The sequence below is a fragment of the Amycolatopsis sp. NPDC051045 genome, assembly GCF_040682955.1.
Lineage (GTDB): Bacteria > Actinomycetota > Actinomycetes > Mycobacteriales > Pseudonocardiaceae > Amycolatopsis.
In genome coordinates, this window is record NZ_JBFBCC010000023.1 from 50,368 (window position 1) to 69,343 (window position 18,976).

Genomic DNA, 18,976 nt, shown 5'->3' on the forward strand with positions numbered 1-18,976 from the left:
ACAGGCATGGTGACCATGACACCGCACATTGCGCTCTCCCCGAACGGCGCCGCCCCCACCTCGGACGACACCGCGGCGCGCTTCGCCCCGGAGGAGATCACCGCGTTGGTCGCCGAAATCCGGCGGCCGCTCGCCCTGCTGCTGGATCCGTCCACCGGACGTCGGGGCGTCCGGCTGGAACCGCATTTCCGGCCGGACGGCGCCGCACACGCTTCGACGCAACTTCTGGGAGTACTTCCGGCCATTTATCCCGAATGGCTGGGGAGCAGCGAGTTCTGCGCGGCGCACCACACCCGGTTTCCGTACCTGGCCGGCGAGATGTCGACGGGAATCGCCACGACGGAAATGGTCGAAAAGCTCGCCGGTGCGGGTCTCATGGGTTTTTTCGGCGCGGGCGGCCTGCGTGAACGGGTGGTCCGGGAAGCCGTCCAACGGCTCGGCCGGTCCCTGCGCGGCCGGGAGAACTGGGGGGTCAACCTCCTGCACTCCCCCAGCGAACCCGCCGTCGAGACGCGGACCGCACGGCTGCTCGTCGAACTGGGCGTCCCGGCGGTGTCGGCGTCGGCGTACCTGGATCTCACGCCGGCCCTCGTGCTCTGCGTGGCCCGAGGCCTGCGCACCGACCGCTCGGGGGGCGTGGTCCGGCCGCGCCGGGTGCTGGCGAAGGTGTCGCGGCCGGAGACCGCCGAACGGTTCATGTCCCCCGCCCCCGCGCCGCTGCTTCGCCGGCTGGTGGCGGACGGCGAGTTGTCGGCGGAGGAGGCGGCACTGGCGGCCCGCATCCCGGTCGCCGAGGACGTCACGGTCGAGGCCGACAGCGGCGGGCACACCGACAACCGTCCACTGGGGATCATGCTGCCGGCGATTCGCGCGCTGCGTGACCGGCTCGCGGGGTCCTACGGCCACCCGCGCCCCGTCCGGGTCGGGGCCGCCGGCGGGCTCGGCACGCCCGCCGCGGTCGCCGCCGCGTTCGCCCTCGGCGCCGACTACGTCCTCACCGGTTCCGTGAACCAGGCCGCGGTCGAGTCCGGGACGTCCGCGGAGGGCCGCCGGATGCTGGCCGAAGCCGACCTCACCGACACGGCGATGGCGCCGGCCGCCGACATGTTCGAGATGGGCGTCCGCCTCCAGGTGCTGCGGCGCGGGACCATGTTCGCGGGCCGGGCCGGGCTGCTCTACGAGCTGTACCAGGCCCACGGTTCGCTGGAGGAGATCCCCGCCCGGCGCCGTACGCAGCTGGAGGAGCAGATCTTCCGCATGCCGCTGGAGGCGGTCTGGGCGGAGACCGCCCGGTTCTGGGCCTCCCGTGACCCGGCTCAGGTGACGCTGGCGGAAAAGGACGCGAAGCACCGGATGGCCCTGGTGTTCCGGTGGTACCTGGGCAGATCGAGCCGGTGGGCCATCACCGGTGACCCCGGGCGCCGGGCCGACTACCAGATCTGGTGCGGTCCGGCCATGGGGGCGTTCAACCGGTGGGCCGCGGGGTCCTTCCTCGCGGCGCTCGAACACCGGACGGTGGTGCAGATCGCGCTCAACCTGATGGAAGGAGCAGCGGTGATCACCCGCGCGCACCAGGCCCGCACCTGCGGGCTGCCCGTGACCCCGGCCGGCTTCGGGTTCGTTCCCCGTCGGCTCGCCGAGAGCGGAGCGGTCCGATGACCCCGCCCGAAACGTCCGGCGGTCCCCGGCAGCAGCCGATCGCCGTCGTCGGGGTCAGTGCGCTGATGCCCGGTTCCGCGGACACCGACGGCTTCTGGCGCACGGTGGTCCGCGGCCACGACCTCGTCACCGACGTTCCCCCGACGCATTGGCTGCGCTCCGACTACTTCGACCCCGACCCCGCCGCCCCGGACAAGACCTACGGGTACCGGGGAGCCTTCCTCGACCCGGTGGACTTCGACCCGCTGGCTCACGGGCTGCCGCCCAGCACCCTGCCCGCCACCGACACGTCCCAGACGCTGACCCTGCTCACGGCGCAACGGCTCCTGGACGACCTCGCGCGGTACGGCCCGCCCACCTACGACCGGGAACGGGTGAGCGTCATCCTCGGCACCGGGCCGCTGGAGCTGCTGACCACGATGGCCAACCGCATGCAGCGTCCGGTCTGGGCCAAGGCCCTGCGGGAGGGTGGCCTGCCGGGAGACCGGGTGGAGGCCCTCTGCGATCGCATCGCCGAGCACTACGTCCCCTGGCAAGAAGCCAGTCTGCCGGGCCTGCTGAGCAACGTCGTGGCCGGCCGCGTGGCCAACCGGTTCGACTTCCACGGCACCAACTTCGTCACCGACGCGGCCTGCGCCGGGTCGCTCGCCGCGGTGTCCTCGGCGGTCAACGAGCTGCGGCTGCAGCAGGCCGACATGGTCATCACCGGCGGCGTCGACACGCTCAACGACATCGTCTGGTACACCTGCTTCAGCAAGACTCCCGCGCTGTCCCCCACGGGCGACTGCCGCCCCTTCTCGGCCGACTCCGACGGCATGGTCCTCGGCGAAGGCATCGTGCTGTTCGCCCTCAAGCGGCTGGTGGACGCCGAGCGCGACGGTGATGCCGTGTACGCGGTCATCCGCGGCGTGGGCACTTCCTCCGACGGGCGCGGCACGGCCGTCTACACCCCGCTGCCGGAGGGCCAGGTCCGGGCGCTCCGGCGGGCGTACCAGGCGGCCGGGTACCCGCCCGGGACCGTGGAACTGGTGGAAGCGCACGGCACCGGGACCCGGGCCGGTGACGCCGCCGAGACGGCGGCGCTGCGCCAGGTGTTCGGCGAGGCTTCGCCGTCGCCGGTTCCCTGGTGCGCGCTGGGATCCCTCAAGTCCCAGTTCGGCCACACCAAGGCCACGGCCGGCGCCGCCGGCCTGCTCAAAGCCGTGCTCGCCGTGCACCACGGGGTGCTTCCGCCGACCATCAAGGTGACGCGCCCGAATCCCCGGCTGGGGCTCACCGGCAGCCCGTTCGAGGTCAACACCGCCACCCGGCCCTGGATCCGGGGCTCGGCCCACCCGCGGCGCGCGTCCGTGTCGAGCTTCGGCTTCGGTGGCACCAACTTCCACGTCACGGTCGAAGAGTACGTTCCCCGCCACGGCGGCCGCCGGGCCTACCGCACGCGCACGGCCCCGTCGGAACTGGTCGTCTTGACGGCCACCTCGCCGGAAGAACTCCTCGACCGCTGCCGCGCCGTGGCCGAGGACCTTCGGCCGCTGTCCCGGATCGCGCGCGAATCCCAGGAGGAGTTCCTCCCGGGTCCGGGCGGCGTTCCCGGCCGGCGGCTCGCGATCGTGGCTACCGGCATCGACGAGCTGAGGCGCCAGGCGGAGCACGCCGCCGCGCGTGTCCGGAGTGCCCCCGGAACACCGTTCGACACGCCGGACGGAACGCACTACGGCACCGGCCCGGCGGACCCGGGTCGCCTGGCGTTCCTGTGCCCCGGCCAGGGGAGCCAGTACGTGGGGATGGGCACGGACGTCGCCCTGCACGTGCCGCGGGCGCGCCTGCTCTGGGACCGGCTCGCGGACATCGAGATGGGCGACCGGCCGCTGCACCGGATCGTGTTCCCCGCCCCCGCTTTCGGCGACGAGGAAAGGGATGCGCAGGCCGGGCAGCTGACGGCCACCGAATGGGCGCAACCCGCGGTGGCCGCGCACAGCGCGGCGCTGCTGGCCGTCCTGCACGCCGTGGGGATCCGCCCGGACTGCGTGGCGGGGCACAGCCTCGGGGAGCTGACCGCGCTGCACGCCGCCGGCGTCATGGACGACGAATCCCTGGTGCGCCTGGCGCGGCGGCGCGGCGAGCTGATGCGCGACGCCGCCCGTGAACCCGGCGGCATGCTCGCCGTGCCGGCCTCGGCCCCGGTCGTCGAAAACGCGATACGCGCTCTGGGAGTCCGCGATCTGTGGCCGGCGAACCACAACGCTCCCGAGCAGGTGGTGGTCTCCGGCGGCCGCCGGTCCCTCACCGCGCTGGAGCGCCGGCTGGCCGAACGCGGCATCCGCGCGCGCCCGCTGAACGTGTCGGCGGCCTTCCACAGCCCGCTCGTGCAGGACATGGCCCGTCCGTGGGGTGAGCACGTCCGCCACTTGCCCTTCACCGCGCCGGAGTTCCCGGTCTACGCGAACTCCGACGCCACCGCGTACCCGTCCGCCCCGGGCAAGATCGCCGAGCGGATCGCCCGGCAGCCGGTGTCCGTGGTGCGGTTCGCCGACCAGGTGCGCGCGATGTACGCCGACGGTGTCCGGACGTTCGTCGAGGTCGGTCCCGGCTCGGTCCTGACCGGGCTGGTGCGGGCGAACCTCGGCCACCGCGACCACGCGGCGATCGCCTTGGACGAGCGGGGCAAGAACAGCCTCACCGCCCTGCACGACGGACTCGCGAGGCTGGTCGCCCGTGGCGTGCCGGTGCGCTTCGCGCCCCTGTGGGAAGGCCACGCGCCGGAGAGTCCGCCCGCACCGCCGAAGTCCTCCGCCACCGTGCGGATCTGCGGCACCAATTACGGCAAGCCCTATCCCGTCGCCGACCCGGAGGTATCCCCTGTCATGCCGCAGCCAGTGAACGGGCCGACCGGACGGCCCGAAGACGACTCCACCGACGGCCGGGCCGCGTGGTGGGAGACCGTGCTCGAGGTCCACCGGCTGGCCGCCGCGACGCAGGCCTCCTACCAGCGCACGACGGCCGAGAGCCACCTGGCCTACCTCTCGGCCGTCGGCAGGTCGCTGAACCACGAGGACGGCCCGCCGCCGCCGGCGGATCACGAGCCCGCGGGCCCGGCCACGGGCCGTGAGGTCCCGGCGAACGGGGTGAGCCCGAACGGGATTCCGGCTTCGGCCACCCCGGTCGCCCTGCCCATGGAGCCGCCGCCCGGGCCGGCCGGCCGGCCGTTCACCGCGGACTTCGCCGAGTTCGGGGCAGGTGGCGCGGACGACGATCACCAGCCCGTGTGGTCATCAGGCCGATCCGCCGGCCCAGCGGACGCGGCCGAGCCCGACCGGGATCCGGCGCCGGTGCCCGAGGCGCGAGCCGCCGAACGGACGGAGCCGGCTCGGCAGCCCGACGTGCCGGCCGACGACGCCGAGGCGGGCGGCGGCGACGCGGCGACCGAGCGGCTCATCGGGCTGACGCTGGAGGTCGTCGCGGACAAGACGGGGTACCCGGTGGACATCCTCCGGCCGGAGATGCACCTGCAGGCCGATCTCGGCGTCGACTCGATCAAACGGGTCGAGGTGCTCTCGGCCCTGCGCGACCGGGTCGAGGGCCTGCCGACGCTGGACCCCGCCGAGCTCGGCCGGCTGCAGACGATCGGGGAGATCGCCGAGCGGCTGACGGCGGAGGTGGGTGGGTGAGCACGGCGGCCGCCGTGCTCCCGGGGACGGGGCGGCTCATGCGCTATGCCGTCCGCGAAGCGCCTGCCGCGCTGTCGAGCCTGGCGCCGTCGGGTCTCGGCCGCGGACGGCTGCTCGTCACCGAGGACGGCGGCGGCGTCGCGGCCGCGCTCGCCGAGCGGCTCACCGCCCGGGGCATCGACGCGGCCGTGACCGGCGAAGTGCCGCCCGACGCGGACGGCGTGGTGTTCCTCGGCGGGCTGCGCGACGTGGCCGGCCCGGAGGAGGCGATCGCGGTCAACCGGGAGGCCTTCGCGGCCGCCCGGTCGGTGGCCGCCCGGTTCACCCGGCACGGCGGGCTGTTCGTCCTCGTCCAGGACACCGGTGGGGACTTCGGCCTCAGTGGACGGCAGGCCGGCCGCGCCTGGCTCGGTGGTCTGGCCGCGCTGGCCCGCACGGTCGCCAAGGAGTGGCCGGACGCGACGGTCAAGGCGATCGACTGCGAGCGCGGCGGCCGGTACCCCGGCCGGATCGCCGACGCACTCGCCGGCGAGCTGTGCCACGGCGGCGCCCTGCCGGACGTGGGCCTGCACGCCGACGGGCGGCGCACGACACTGGTGACCCAGGCCGAACAGACGCCGACGCCGGTGGCGCGGTGGCGTGCCGGCCCCGGGCGGCCGGCCGTCGGCCGGGACTCGGTCGTCATCGCGACGGGCGGGGCGCGCGGCATCACGGCCGCCGCCATGCGCGCGATCGCGCGAGCCCACCGGCCCCGCATCGTCCTGATCGGACGGACACCGCTGACCGACGAGCCGCCGCTGGTGCGGACGGCCGGCGACGAGACGGCCGTCAAGCACGCGATCGTGGCCGACCGGAAGCGGGGTGGCGGCCCGATGCCCGCACCGTCCGAGATCGGCGCCTTGGCGCGGCGGATCGTCGCCGCACGCGAGGTGCGCCGCACGGTGACCGCCCTGACCGAAGCGGGCAGTGCCGTCCGGTACCTGCCGGTGGACATCTGCGACGCGGAGGCACTCGGCGAGGCCCTGTCCCGGGTTCGCCGGGAATGGGGACCGGTGACCGGACTCGTGCACGGTGCCGGCGTGCTCGCCGACAAGCACGTGGCAGCGAAGACGGACGAGATGTTCGACCGCGTCTTCGACGTCAAGGTGCGGGGCCTGCGTTCGCTGCTGGCCGCCACCGCCGAAGACCCCCTGTCGTTCGTGTACTTGTTCTCCTCGGTGGCCGCGCAGTTCGGCAACCCGGGCCAAAGCGACTACGCCATGGCCAACGAGGTGCTCTTCCAGGTCGCGGCGGCCGAGTCCGCGCGCCGCCCGCAGCGCCCGGTGACGGCGATCGGCTGGGGTCCGTGGCAAGGCGGGATGGTCACGCCGGAACTGGCCGGGCACTTCCGGGACAGCGGCATCGGCCTGGTGCCGGTCGAGGCGGGCGGCCAGGCCGTCCTCGCGACGCTGGGAGCGGCCGCGCCCGGCCGGCGCATCCTGGTCGCGGCCGACAGCGCCCGGGTCCTGCCTGGCCCCGGGACGCGCCGGAAGACCACTCTCCGGTTCGGCTTGGCCGATCAGCCGGCGCTGCGCGACCACGCCATCGGCGGAATTCCCGTGGTGCCGGTGGCGCTGACCTTGGACCGGTTGTTCGCCGCCGCCCGGGAGCTCGACCCGTCCCGCCGCGAACCCGCTCTCACCGACCTGCGGGTGTTCCGGCGGCTGACCGTGGAACCCGGCCGGGACCGCCGGCTCACCCTCAGCGTGGAAGAGCGAACGGGCGGCGCGGAGCTGAGGATTTCCGACGAGGAGGGCAGACCGTGCCAGGCGGCCCGCACGACGCCCGCGGTGGCTGAAGAGTGGTACACCGACTGGTCACCCCTCGCCGAGCCGGGACCGTTCGGGCACGCCGACCCGTACGACAGCGCCGTCCTCTTCCACGGCCCGATGTTCCGCACGCTCAGGTCGGTCGACGGCATGTCGGCCGAGGGCGCGGACGGGACCGTCACCGGCGTGCGGGAGCGCGGCTGGCCCGGCCGGTATCCCCACACCGATCCCGCCGCCGTGGACGCCGCGTTCCAGCTCGGTTTGCTCTGGGCCGAGAGCGTACTCCGGATGGCGACCCTGCCCATGGCGGTGAGGTTCGCCCGGTCGCGGGTGAGCGGAGCGCTGCCCCACCCCCTCCGCTGCGCCGTGCGGGGCCGCCGCACCGGCATCGACCACGCCGTCTGCGACATCGCGCTCTTGGATCCCGGCGGACGGGCACACCTGGAACTGCTCGGCGTCCGCCTGATCCGCCGGCCCTGAGCGCTCTTCTCGCCCGGCGCGCCGGTATCGCGTCGCTCGTTCCCCCTCTTCGACGCCTGGGAGCAACCATGTTCGAACCCATCGCCGTCGTGGGACGCGGATGCGTACTCCCCGAGGCACTGACCCCGGACGCCTTGTGGAACAACATCATGGCCAAGCGGGTCTGCCTGGGTCCCGTCCCGGACGGCTACTGGCGCCTTGACCATCCGCTCGCCGGAGAACCCTTCGCCGAGCCCGCCGGCGAAGCCACCGGGCTCGGCGGATACGTCCGCGGTTTCGACACGGTGTGGGAACCGGACGGCTTCTTCGTCGAGCCGGCGGACATCGGTTCCCTGGACCCGCTGGTCCACTGGACCCTGCACTGCGGCCGGGAGGCGCTGCGCGAAACCGGCCTGGCCGGGCCGCTGCCGCGAACCGGGCTCGTTCTCGGTGTCCTCGGCTACCCGTCACCGGGCATGAGCCGGTTCGCCGAACGGACCTGGACGCGAGCCCGGCCCGAGCACCTGCGGCGAGCGGCGGCGGACAGCGGCGACCACGACCCGCGCAACAGGTTCTCCGGCGGGCTCACCGCGCACCTCACGGCCAAGGCACTCGGCCTCACCGCCGGCTCGATGGGGCTGGACGCCGCCTGCGCCTCGTCGCTGTACGCCATCAAGATCGCCGTGGACCGGCTGCACGACGGCGTCGCCGACGTCATGCTGGCCGCCGCCGTCAATCGCGCCGACGACCTGTTCCTGCACGCCGCGTTCGATGCCCTCGGCGCGCTCAGCCGCACGGGGCGGAGCCGGCCGTTCGCGCGCACCGCCGACGGGCTGGTGCCGGCGGAGGGGGCCGCGTGCGTGGCTCTGATGCGGCTGGCCGACGCCGTCCGCGCGGGCACGCCGATCTTCGCGGTGATCCGCGGGTTGGGGCTGTCCAACGGAGGACGCGGGGAAGGCCTCCTCGCCCCGTCCCCGGAAGGCCAGGAACGCGCGATCCTCGGCGCCTACCGGGCCGCCGGGCTGGATCCGGGCTCGGTGTCCCTGCTGGAGTGCCACGCCACGGGAACGAGTCTCGGCGACGCCGTCGAGGCCCGCACCACGGCGAAGGTCTTCGCCGGGGCCCGCGACCTGCCGGTGGGGTCGGCCAAGTCGAACCTCGGCCACCTGGTCACGGTGGCGGGGCTGGCGGGCCTGCTGAAGCTCATCGGCGCGATGCACGCCGGCGTCCGCCCGGCCACGCTGGGAGCCGACGACCCGGCCGAGGCGCTGACCGGGACCACGCTCCGGCCGCTCGCCGAACACGAACCGTGGGAAGGTGTGCGGCGCGCGGGTCTCAGCACCTTCGGGTTCGGCGGCAACAACGCCCATCTCGTGCTGGACGCCCTGCCCCCGGCCGCGGAGACGTACCCCGGCCCGTACCCGGCCGGATCCGAGCGTTCGGCGGACACGTCGGATCCCGGCCGCTCCGCGGACGGTTCCCTGGACAGCTCCAGGAACGGCTTCGTGGACGACGAGGTGGCCATCGTGGCCATCGGCGCCCGGGTCGGCACCGGCGCGAGCGTGCGGGACTTCGCCGAGGACCTGTTCGGCGGGCGGGCGCCGTCGACGCGGCGGAAGACGGTCGCGACACCGCTTCCGGGCCTCCGGTTCCCGCCGTCCGACCTGGAACACACGCTCGCGCAGCAACTGCTGGTGCTGGACGCGGCACGGGAAGCACTGGCCGGACAGGACCTGCCGCGCGAACGCACGATGGTCCTCGTCGGGATGGGCTGTGACCCCGAAGTGGTGCGCAACGCGGCCCGCTGGCGGGTTCCGTCCTGGCTGGCCGAAGGCGGGGCTCCCGACGAGGTCGCCGACGATCCGGCCGCGCGAGACGTGTTCGCACCGCCGTTCACCTCCGCCGGCGTGGTCGGAACCATGCCCAACATCGTCACCAACCGCCTGAACTCCCAGTTCGATCTGGCCGGCCCGAGCTTTTCCGTGTTCGCGGAGGAGGCGTCCGGGCCGGCCGCCCTGGAGCTCGGTTGCCGCGCGCTGCGCGCGGGCGAAGCAGACGCAGTGGTGGTCGGAGCGGTGGACCTGTCGTGCGAGCCGGTGCACGAGGCATCCTTGCGGGCTCTCGGCTGCGGCCGCCGGCCGGGCGACGCCGCGGTGGTGCTGCTGCTGCGCCGCCGCGCGGACGCCGAGCGGGACGGAGCGGCCGTCATCGCGCTGGTCGGCGAGGCCGACATCCTCGGTAGCGGCCCGGGCCTCGGCGTCGGACCGGACGCGTCCGGCGGTCAGGTACCCGGCTTCGATCCGGTGGACCGGTTCGGCAGCGCGCACGCCGCCGAGGGTCTCGTCGCGGTCGCCGCCGCGGCGCTGGCGGTGCGGCACCGTGCGGTGCCCCGGCCCGGCCGCCCGGCGGACCCGATGCTGTGCGCGCCGGTCGCCGAGGTCACCGTGGCCCCGATGGGCGCCCCCACCAGCAAGGTCTGGGTCCGGGGGGTGACTCCCGCGGCCTGGTCGACCGGCGGCTACGCGGTCCACGTGTACACCGGCCGGGACCGGCAGGAGCTCGCCGAGGCGGTGCGTGACGGACACCGCGGCGGTGCCGGGCCCTGCCGCCTCGCCCTCGTCGAACGGCCCGGAGACCTCCCCGCCGCCCGCCGGGAGGCGGCCCACCGGTGGCTCATCGGCCAGGGCGAACGGCCTGCCGCGATGGCCTTCCGGGACCGGCCCGCCGACGGGGAGGTCGCGTTCGTCTACACCAACGGATCGGCCTGCTACCCGCAGATGGGCCGCTCCCTCATGCTGGCCTTTCCCGAGCTCGTGGCCGAGATCCGTGAGCGGTGCGGCGACCTCGCGCGGTTCGCCGAACCCGTGTTCGCCGGCGACCCGGCCGACCCCCTGCGGAAGAACCTGGCCGCGACCCTGCTCGCCGACCTGCACACCCGCCTGACCCGGGACACGCTCGCGATCCGGCCGGACGCGGTGCTGGGTTACTCCTCCGGAGAGGCCAGCGGGATGGTGGCGCTGCAGGTGTGGCGCGACATCCCGGCACTCGTCGCCGAGCTCACCGGGGCCGGGTGCTTCACCCACGGGCTCGTCGGTGAGCAGCGCATCGCCCGCCGGGCCTGGCGCCGGATGGGCCTGCCGGACGAACGCTGGGTCAACCTGCTGGTCGCGGCCCCGGCCGAACGGGTCGAGGCCGCACTCGAGGGCGAACCGGCCGCTTTTCTGCTGGCTGTCAACACGCCCGGCCAGTGCGTCGTCGGAGGGGCGGCGGCCGCCTGTGACCGCGTCGTCCGCCGCATCAGCGGCGCGGTGACGGCGATACCCCTGGGTTACGACATCGCCGCCCATTCCCGCGTCCTGAGCGAGGCGCGAACCGAGCTGCTGCGGATCTATCGCCACCCGGTCCACGTCGATCCCCCTCTGCGCTTCTACACGAGCACGACCGGGGCCCCGTACGTTCCCACGCCCGAGTCGGTGGCGGAGGTACTCACGACGTTGACCCTCGATCGGATCGACTTCGCGGCCACCGTGCGCCGGGCCTGGGACGACGGCGTCCGCGTGTTCGTCGAGCACGGCCCGCGCAACCTGTGCTCCGGCTGGATCTCCTCGACGCTCCACGATCGCGACCACCTGACCGTCGCCCTGGACGGCACCGGAGCGGGCGAAGACTCCCTCGCGGCCCTCGCCCGGGCGATCGCCGAGCTCGCCGCCGCCGGGATCTGCACGGACCCGGACCCGGTGCTGGACCGGCTGGCGCCCGTACCGCTTCCGGCCGCGGAGCGGCCCCGGTCACTGGTCACTCCCGCCCATCCGCCACTCGTCGCGACGGCACTGGCGCGGCCGCCCTTCACCGGGCCGCGACCGGGCGGCGCAACGGGGTCTCCCCCCGCTTCGGCACCGGCAGCACGTGCCTCTGAGCCGGCGGTTCTCCGGAAGACCGAAGGGCGGGTCACGGCCCTGCGGCGCGCCCTCCAGGCCCGCGACGACGAGACCCGGGTCCCGGCGCGCGAGTCCACCGGTTCACCGAACGGGCACCACCCGGTACCGGGTCGCGCGGCGCCCGCCCTCACCCTCGATCGGACGCAGCTGGAAAGCCTGGCCGCCGGCCGGGTGGCGGCCGTGCTGGGGGACCGGTTCGCCGCCGTCGAAAAGCGGGCACGGCACACGCGCATGCCCGAGCCCCCGATGCTGCTCGCCGACCGCGTCCTGGACATCGGCGGCGAACCCTGCTCCCTGGGAAAGGGCACCATCCGGACCGAGACCGACATCGGCCGCGACGCCTGGTACGTGGACGGCTGCGGGCGGATGCCCGCCGGGCTGGTGGTCGAAGCCGGGCAGGCGGACCTGCTGCTGCTCACCTGGCTCGGTGCCGATCTGCACGTCGACGAAAGCCGGGTGTACCGCCTGCTCGGGATGGACGTGACCTTCCACGGCAGCCCGCCCGCGGTCGGTGCGACCGCCCGGTACGACATCGCCGTCGACGGTCACGGTCAGCACGGCGGGGTGTACCTGTTCTTCTTCCGAAGCCGGTGTGCGGCCGGCGGAAAACCCCGGCTCACGGTGGAGAACGGGCAGGCCGGCTACTTCACCGACGAGGAGCTGGCCGCCTCGAAGGGAGTGATCTGGGACCCCGGCGGCGAGAAGCCGCCGAACGGACGGTGGTCTCCCCCCGCGGCAACGACCAAGACGTCCTTCGGCTTCGCCGACGTCCGGGCCTTCGCCGAAGGCCGGCCCGACGTCTGCTTCGGCCGGGGCTGGGAGATCACCCGGGCCCACGTCCGCACTCCGCGCACCGGCGACGGCCGCCTGCAGCTGCTGCACCGCGTCCCCGTCTTCGACCCGTCCGGCGGGCCGTGGAAGCGCGGGTACCTGCGGGCCGAGTACACCATCAGCCCGCAGGAGTGGTTCTTCCCCGGCCACTTCACCGGCGATCCGTGCATGCCGGGGACGCTGATGTTCGAGGCCTGCCTGCAGGCGATGGCGTTCTACCTCGCGGCCTACGGCTACACCCTCGACCGCGACGGCTGGCGGTTCGAACCGGTACCCGACGAGACCTTCCGGCTGCTCTGCCGAGGGCAGGCCACTCCGCGCAGCCGGCTGCTGACCTACGAGCTGTTCGTGTCCGAGATCGTGGACGGTCCACGGCCGGCCCTGTTCGCCGATGCCCTGTGCACGGTCGACGGCGTCAAGGCGTTCCACGCCCGGCGCCTCGGCCTGCGGCTTTCGCCCGACTGGCCGCTCGCTCACTGGCGCGGGCTCGCCCGGCCGGCGACCCAGCCGACCGGCGAACCCGTGCCGGCCGAAGGCCTCGGTGGCCTCTTGGGCGAGCAGGACGAGCGGCCGGCCACGGTGAACGGGAGCCGCTTCGGCTACCCCGACCTGCTGGCCGCGGCGTGGGGACGGCCCGCGCGCCGGGACGGCCCGCCGACCATCCGCCTGCCCGGGCCGCCCTACTTGTTCGTCTCCCGGATCCGGGACGTTTCCGCCGCGTCCGGAGGGGCGGGCAGCAACGTCGTCGCCGAGTACGACCTGCCCGACCGCGCCTGGTTCCGGGAGGAGAGCTGTTCCGGGGTCGCGCCGCTGGGCGTCCTGACCGAGCTCGCGTCGCAACCGTGTTCCTGGCTCATCGGGCACTTGGGCCTCGCGCGGGAGGCGGGACCCGGCGCACGGCTGCGGAACCTCGGCGGCACCCTCACCGTGCACCGCGAGCTGCGCCCGTCCGACGGCGTCGTCCGGACGACCGCGCACCTCACCGGAGTGACCGAGCGGGAGGGCACCACCGTCTGCACCTTCGCGGTCGCCTGTCACCTCGGTGATGCACCCTTTCTCACCCTCGAAACCGCGGTCGGGCTGCTGCCGGCCGGCGCCACGGCGTGGCCGTCGGCCACGCCGGCGCCCGTCCCGGAGGAGGCACCTCCGGACCCCGGCGGCACCGTGCTCGACCTGCGGACCCGTCCGCGCCACCTGTTCGGCGGCCGGCTGCGCCTGCCCGGCCCCATGCTGCTGATGATCGACCGGGTGACCGGCTTCCGGCCGGACGGCGGTGCCGCGGGGCTCGGCCGGCTGCACGCCGAGAAAGACCTCGACCCCGGCGACTGGTGGTTCAAGGCGCACGTCTTCCAGGACCCCGTCCTGCCGGGCAGTCTCGCGCTGGAGGCGGTGTCCCAGCTGCTGCAGCTCTACCTGCTCGAAGGTGCGGAAGCCGGTCATGGCACGCGCTTCCGGACGCCGGCCGCCGGGCGCGAGCTGACCTGGACCCACCACGGTGAGGTCCTCCCCGCCAGTGGCCGGGTCGTCCTCGACCTGGAGGTCACCGGGACGGGGTCCGATGCCACCGGCCGGTTCGCGACCGCCGACGCCCGGCTGTACGCCGGCCGGGGATGCGTGTGCCAGGTCCGGGGGATGACGCTGAGCGTGGTGTCTCCGAGGAAGACCAGGCGCGACCAGAATCGCCGGAAGGATGAGGAATCACTGTGAAAACCGAGACGCTCAGCGAGCACCACGTGCTGGTTCAGGGTTTGTCGACGGCCTATCTCGACGAGGGGACCGGGCCGGTACTGCTCCTGGTGCACGGCAACGTCACCACCTTCCGCAGCTGGCAACGGATCGTCGAGGAGTTCCGGACCACGCACCGGGTCCTGGCCCTTTCGCTTCCCGGCTACGGCGGCACCAGCCCCCTCGGGGAGACGAGCCTCGACAGTCAGGTCTCCTTCCTCGCCGCGTTCCTCGACGTGCTGTCCGTCGACGAGGCGATCGTCCTCGGCCACTCCGCCGGCGGTCTCATCGCGGCGACGTTCGCGCTGGAGCACCCCGGGCGCGTGACCCGCCTGGTGCTCGTGGACTCCGCCGGCCTGGGTCGTGCGGCGAGCCCCATCCTCATCCTCGGCAGCCTGCTTCCCGACCGGGCCCTCGACCTGGTGACCGCGGCGCTCGTCTTCCCCGGGGGCAGTATCCCGCGAGCCCTGATGAGCGGCCTCCAAATGCGGCGGCTCTGGCGGGTGTCCTTCCGGGAGTGGCGCGATCAGATCAGCAAGACGCAGGCGCGAACGCTCCTGTCGACGTCCTTCCGGATGGCGCGGATGGCCGTGGGCGCGACCGGGCAGCGCCGTGCGTACCGGGTGGACGACCGGCTCGGCGAGCTGCCGATGCCGACCCTGGTGATCTGGGGGTTGACCGACGAGGTGTTCCCGGTCTGGCAGGGGATGCGCGCGGCGGGGAAGATCCCGCGGGGGCGGTTGGCCGTCCTCGCGGGTGCCGGGCACGTCGGCTACCTCGACAGCCACGTCGAGTTCGCCGACGTCCTCGGCCCCTTCGTCCGCGACGAACCCGACGCACCGTCCATTCCGGACGGTGCCGAGCGGGCCGCCGCGAGCCGGTGATGACGACGGAAACCCCCGCCCCCGCCACGGCCGCCCTGCTGCGCGGCGCGGCCAGGGATCCCCGTTTCCTCGATCCGGCCTGGACGTCGAACCGCTATCTCCGCGCCGTGCGCGACACCTACCTCGCGGGGACGCGGATCGCCGATCGGACGGCGGGCGCCCTCCCCCTGTCCCCCGCCGACCGGAAGGCCGCCCGGTTCCTGGCCCGCCTGGTCACCGACGCACTGGCCCCGCCCAACCTGCTGCCCGCCAATCCGACCGCGTTGAGGAAGGCAGCCCGGACGCGCGGACGCAGTCTTCTCCAAGGGGCCAAGCACCTGCTGTCCGACGTGCAGTACAACCGCGGCCTGCCGTCGCTGGTGGACCAGCGGGCGTTCGAAGCCGGCCGCGACCTGGCGACCACCCCCGGCCGGGTCGTCTTCCGCAACCACCTCATGGAACTGATCCAGTACGAGCCGCGCACCGCCACCGTCCACACCGTCCCGCTCCTGTGCTGCCCGCCCTGGGTCAACAAGTACTACATCGCCGACTTGAGCCCCGGACGCAGCATCGTGCAGTGGGCCGTCGAGCACGGGCACACCGTGTTCACGATCAGCTACCGGAACCCGGACGCGTCCCTGCGGCACATCGGCTTCGAAGACTACCTCCGGGACTCCTTGCTCCCCGCCCTCGCGGTTGCCCGGGACATCACGGGCTCCGAAGAGGTGAACCTGTTCGGCGGCTGCCTCGGCGGCCTGATCGGTTTGATGCTCGCCGCCTGGCTGGACGAGCACCACCGCCCGCGGCTGCGGAGCATCACCGCGCTGAACACCCTGGTCGACTTCGCCGACATCACCGCCCTCACCAGGACCGGTGGTACCGGCTGGATCCTGCGGAATCTCGGTGTCCGGCTGGTGGAAGCCCTGACCTCGGCCCGGGGTGTCATGAGCGGCCGGAACCTCGAGGTGTTCTTCCGCCTGCTCCGCTCGGACGATCTGATCTGGTCGCGGATGAAGGCCGGCTGGCTGATGGGCGAAGCCCCGCCGGCCTACGACCTCCTGTACTGGAACTGCGACACCCTGAACGTCCCGCACCGCGCGCAGCAGTACCTGTTGCGAAACCTGTGCTTGGACAACGCTTTCGCCCGTGGGACCGCCGAACTCGCCGGGCGGCGGCTTCGGCTCGACCGGGTCACCCAAGACGTCTTCGTGGTGGCCGCGCGTGACGATCACCTGGTGCCGTGGATGTCCGCCTACCGGACCGTGCGGCTGCTACCCGGCGATGTCCGCTTCTACCTCGCCTCGGGCGGTCACAATGCCGCCGTCGTGGCGCCTCCGGACACCGGGGCCAGCTACTGGACCGGCGGACCGCACGGCCGTGCGGAGGCGCCCGGCTGGTTCGCCGGCGCCACCGAACACCACGACACCTGGTGGCGGGCGTGGGCCGGCTGGCTCGCCGAGCGTGCGGGACCGCAGCGCCCGCCCCCGCCACTCGGCAACGACCGCCACCCGGCCACGGACCCGGCCCCCGGCCGCTACGTCCTGACCTGAGCCGCCCGCCCGGCAAACCGGCGGCAAGCAGCCGCCGGACCGACCACCCCAGGAGGTATCCGATGCCCGCGCGCCGTCCCGTCCGCATCGCCAGTTTCTCCGGCGGTATGGGGGACAAGTTCTCCGCCTTCGGGGAAGCCGTCCACGGGGAGCCCGTCGACGTGCTGGTCGGCGACTCGATGACCGAGTTCGTCGAGTCGATGGTGGTGGCTCGCTTCCTCGACGAGCCGGAAAAGCACCGCCGGTTCTCTTCGCCGCTGTTCATGCAGCAGCTGGTGCCGGAACTGGAAACCGTGGCCGAGAAGAAGCTGAAGATCGTCACCAACGCCGGCGTCCACGCGCCCTCCGAGATGGCCGGGAAGATCCGCCAGGCGGTGACCGAGCGCGGCCTCCGGCTGAACGTCGCCAGCGTCACGGGTGACGACCTGCGCGAGGAGGCCGGCCGGCTCATCGCCGAAGGACAGCTGGTCGACATCGACACGGGCGAGCCGATCGGCAAGAGCCCACGGCAGCTGCTCGCAGTGGACGCCTACCTGGGGGGCTGGGGCATCAAGACCGCGCTGGACGACGGTGCGGACATCGTCGTCACGGGTCGCGTCGCCGACGCCTCGCTGATCAGCGGCGCGGCCGCCTGGTGGCACGGGTGGGAACGCGACGAGCTCGACAAGATCGCCGGCGCGGTCGCCGCCGGGCACATCATCGAGTGCGGGGCCCAGGCCACCGGCGGCAACTTTTCCGGCTTCACCACGGTGCCGGACAACACCCTGCCGGGATTCCCGATCGCCGAAATCGACGGCAACGGCGACTCGGTCATCACCAAACGGGCGGGCGAGGGCGGCGCCGTCACCGTCGACACCGTCACCGCCCAGCTGGTCTACGAAATCCAGGGACCCCGGTACCTCAATCCGGACGTCACCTGGCACACCGACTCGGTGACGGTCACCGCCGACGGACCGGACCGGGTGCGGGTCACCGGCGCGAAGGGCAGCGCGCCGTCGGAGACCACCCGCGTGGGGATCAACTTCCAGCGCGGCTACCGCGGATCGATGTGGTACTTCCTGACCGGCCTCCAGATCGACGAGAAGGTCCGGGTGCTCACGCGGCAAGGGGAAATCGCCGCCCGGGACAACCACGTGGAGCTGCGGCGGTTCACCTGCGGACGGCCGGCCGACGACCCGGCGGACCAGTGGCAGGCCACCGTTCCGGTGAAGGTGAATGTCGCCGGGGCCACCGCGAAGGACGTCGAAGACTTCCTGTCCCAGCTCACCTCCTACTGGCTGAACAGCGTGCCGGGCTTGTACATCGACATCACCCAGATGCTCGTCAACGCACCACAACCCCGCATCGACTACTGGCCCGGGCAGGTCCGCCAGGACAGCTTGCGGCACCAGGTCCACCTGGCCGACGGCCGCGTCCTGGACATCTCTCCCCCGCCGGGCATGAAGCCCTTCGGCGGGCAGCCGCCGGGTCCCGGCGGCCCGTCCACACCGGTCGGCCTGCCGTCTCCGGGCCCGACCGCCCGGCGCCCGCTCGGCGAGGTCGTGCACGCGCGCGTCGGCGACAAGGCGGGCAACGTCAACCTCGGCGTCTGGGTGCCCGAGGACGTCGCCTATCCGTGGCTGGTGTCCTTCCTCACCACGGACCGGCTCACCGAACTGCTCGCTGCCCCCGCGGAGGTGACCGTCGAACGGTACGAGCTGCCGAACCTCCGTGCTCTCTGCTTCGTCCTGGGCGGTTACCTCGCCCCCAGCAGTTCCGCGGGGCTGTCACTGGATCAGCTGGGCAAGGGGGTCGGCGAATTCCTGCGAGCGCGTCATGTCGACATTCCCCTTTCGGTTCTGCCGTCGCGGCTTCGCGTCACCCCGGAATGGACCGCAGCCGACAACCGCGTTTAGGGTCGGCGAGGCCGGCGCCTGGCGTCGGCCTCGCCGGACCGCTGCTCGGCGATGTGGACGTCGTTGTCGAACCACTGGTTCCGGACAGCCACCAACACGGCTTCCGTCCGGCTGTGCACGCGAAGCTTGCGAAAGACTGCCTGCACGTAGTTCTTGGCCGTCTTTTCGGTGATGCCGAGCATTTTTGCGATCTGCCGGTTGGTCCGGCCGAGAAATATCTGCTGCAGCACCTTGGCCTCCTGGCTCGTCAGCAGTTCGATCAGCTTCACGGCCGTGGCCGAGCCTTGATCGCGCGCGCTGACCCAGGAAGCCTCCAGCAGTCCGATCATGATTCCTTCGATTTCGCGAGTGGTTTCGATTTGCCAGTCGAGCAGATCGCGCACGAGCTGCAGGGCGGCGCCGAGTTCACCGGGTGAAGGGACGGCCACCTCGTCGGCGCCGTCCTGCCCGGAAGAAGGATCCAGCTCTTTTCGGCGCATCAGGTCGCCCTACTTTCGTGCCTCGGCCTGTCTCGCCACCGCGCGGACTGCTTCGAATTGCCTTGACTCAACGAGTAACGGCGATCCAAGATAGCGGACAA

At 73.1% G+C, this 18,976-nt stretch carries 8 protein-coding genes; 7 read left to right on the forward strand and 1 reads right to left on the reverse strand.

Features of this window, described 5'->3' with window-relative positions:
* Positions 1-15 precede the first annotated feature (15 nt).
* The 7 genes from AB0M80_RS36410 (at position 16) to AB0M80_RS36440 (ending at position 18,396) form a co-directional block, all read left to right on the forward strand.
* The gene (locus AB0M80_RS36410; RefSeq protein ID WP_364574036.1) at positions 16-1,659 is read left to right on the forward strand and encodes a PfaD family polyunsaturated fatty acid/polyketide biosynthesis protein; all 1,644 of its coding nucleotides are present in this window, start codon (positions 16-18) and stop codon (positions 1,657-1,659) included.
* Positions 1,656-5,327 (forward strand): beta-ketoacyl synthase N-terminal-like domain-containing protein, encoded by a 3,672-nt coding sequence (locus AB0M80_RS36415; RefSeq protein WP_364574038.1) that lies wholly within the window; start codon positions 1,656-1,658, stop codon positions 5,325-5,327. The genes AB0M80_RS36410 and AB0M80_RS36415 overlap by 4 nt, the downstream gene beginning before the upstream one ends.
* The gene (locus AB0M80_RS36420; protein ID WP_364574040.1) at positions 5,324-7,615 is read left to right on the forward strand and encodes an SDR family oxidoreductase; all 2,292 of its coding nucleotides are present in this window, start codon (positions 5,324-5,326) and stop codon (positions 7,613-7,615) included. Before AB0M80_RS36415 ends, AB0M80_RS36420 begins: the two co-directional genes overlap by 4 nt.
* Positions 7,616-7,683: 68 nt before the next feature.
* On the forward strand, positions 7,684-14,070 hold the full coding sequence (locus AB0M80_RS36425; protein ID WP_364574042.1) for a beta-ketoacyl synthase N-terminal-like domain-containing protein: 6,387 nt from the start codon (positions 7,684-7,686) through the stop codon (positions 14,068-14,070).
* Positions 14,067-14,972 carry an alpha/beta fold hydrolase gene (locus tag AB0M80_RS36430; RefSeq protein ID WP_364574044.1) on the forward strand — a complete coding sequence of 302 codons (906 nt, stop codon included), beginning with the start codon at positions 14,067-14,069 and terminating at the stop codon, positions 14,970-14,972. The genes AB0M80_RS36425 and AB0M80_RS36430 overlap by 4 nt, the downstream gene beginning before the upstream one ends.
* Complete coding sequence (locus AB0M80_RS36435; RefSeq protein ID WP_364574046.1) at positions 14,972-16,501, forward strand: alpha/beta fold hydrolase; 1,530 nt, start codon at positions 14,972-14,974, stop codon at positions 16,499-16,501. Before AB0M80_RS36430 ends, AB0M80_RS36435 begins: the two co-directional genes overlap by 1 nt.
* 62 nt (positions 16,502-16,563) lie before the next feature.
* A complete protein-coding gene (locus AB0M80_RS36440) occupies positions 16,564-18,396 on the forward strand; it encodes an acyclic terpene utilization AtuA family protein (protein ID WP_364574048.1) in 1,833 nt (610 codons plus the stop codon).
* Here AB0M80_RS36440 and AB0M80_RS36445 read toward each other — a convergent pair.
* Positions 18,393-18,875 (reverse strand): LuxR C-terminal-related transcriptional regulator, encoded by a 483-nt coding sequence (locus tag AB0M80_RS36445; protein ID WP_364574050.1) that lies wholly within the window; start codon positions 18,873-18,875, stop codon positions 18,393-18,395. The genes AB0M80_RS36440 and AB0M80_RS36445 overlap by 4 nt on opposite strands.
* Between the last annotated feature and the right edge of the window lie 101 nt (positions 18,876-18,976).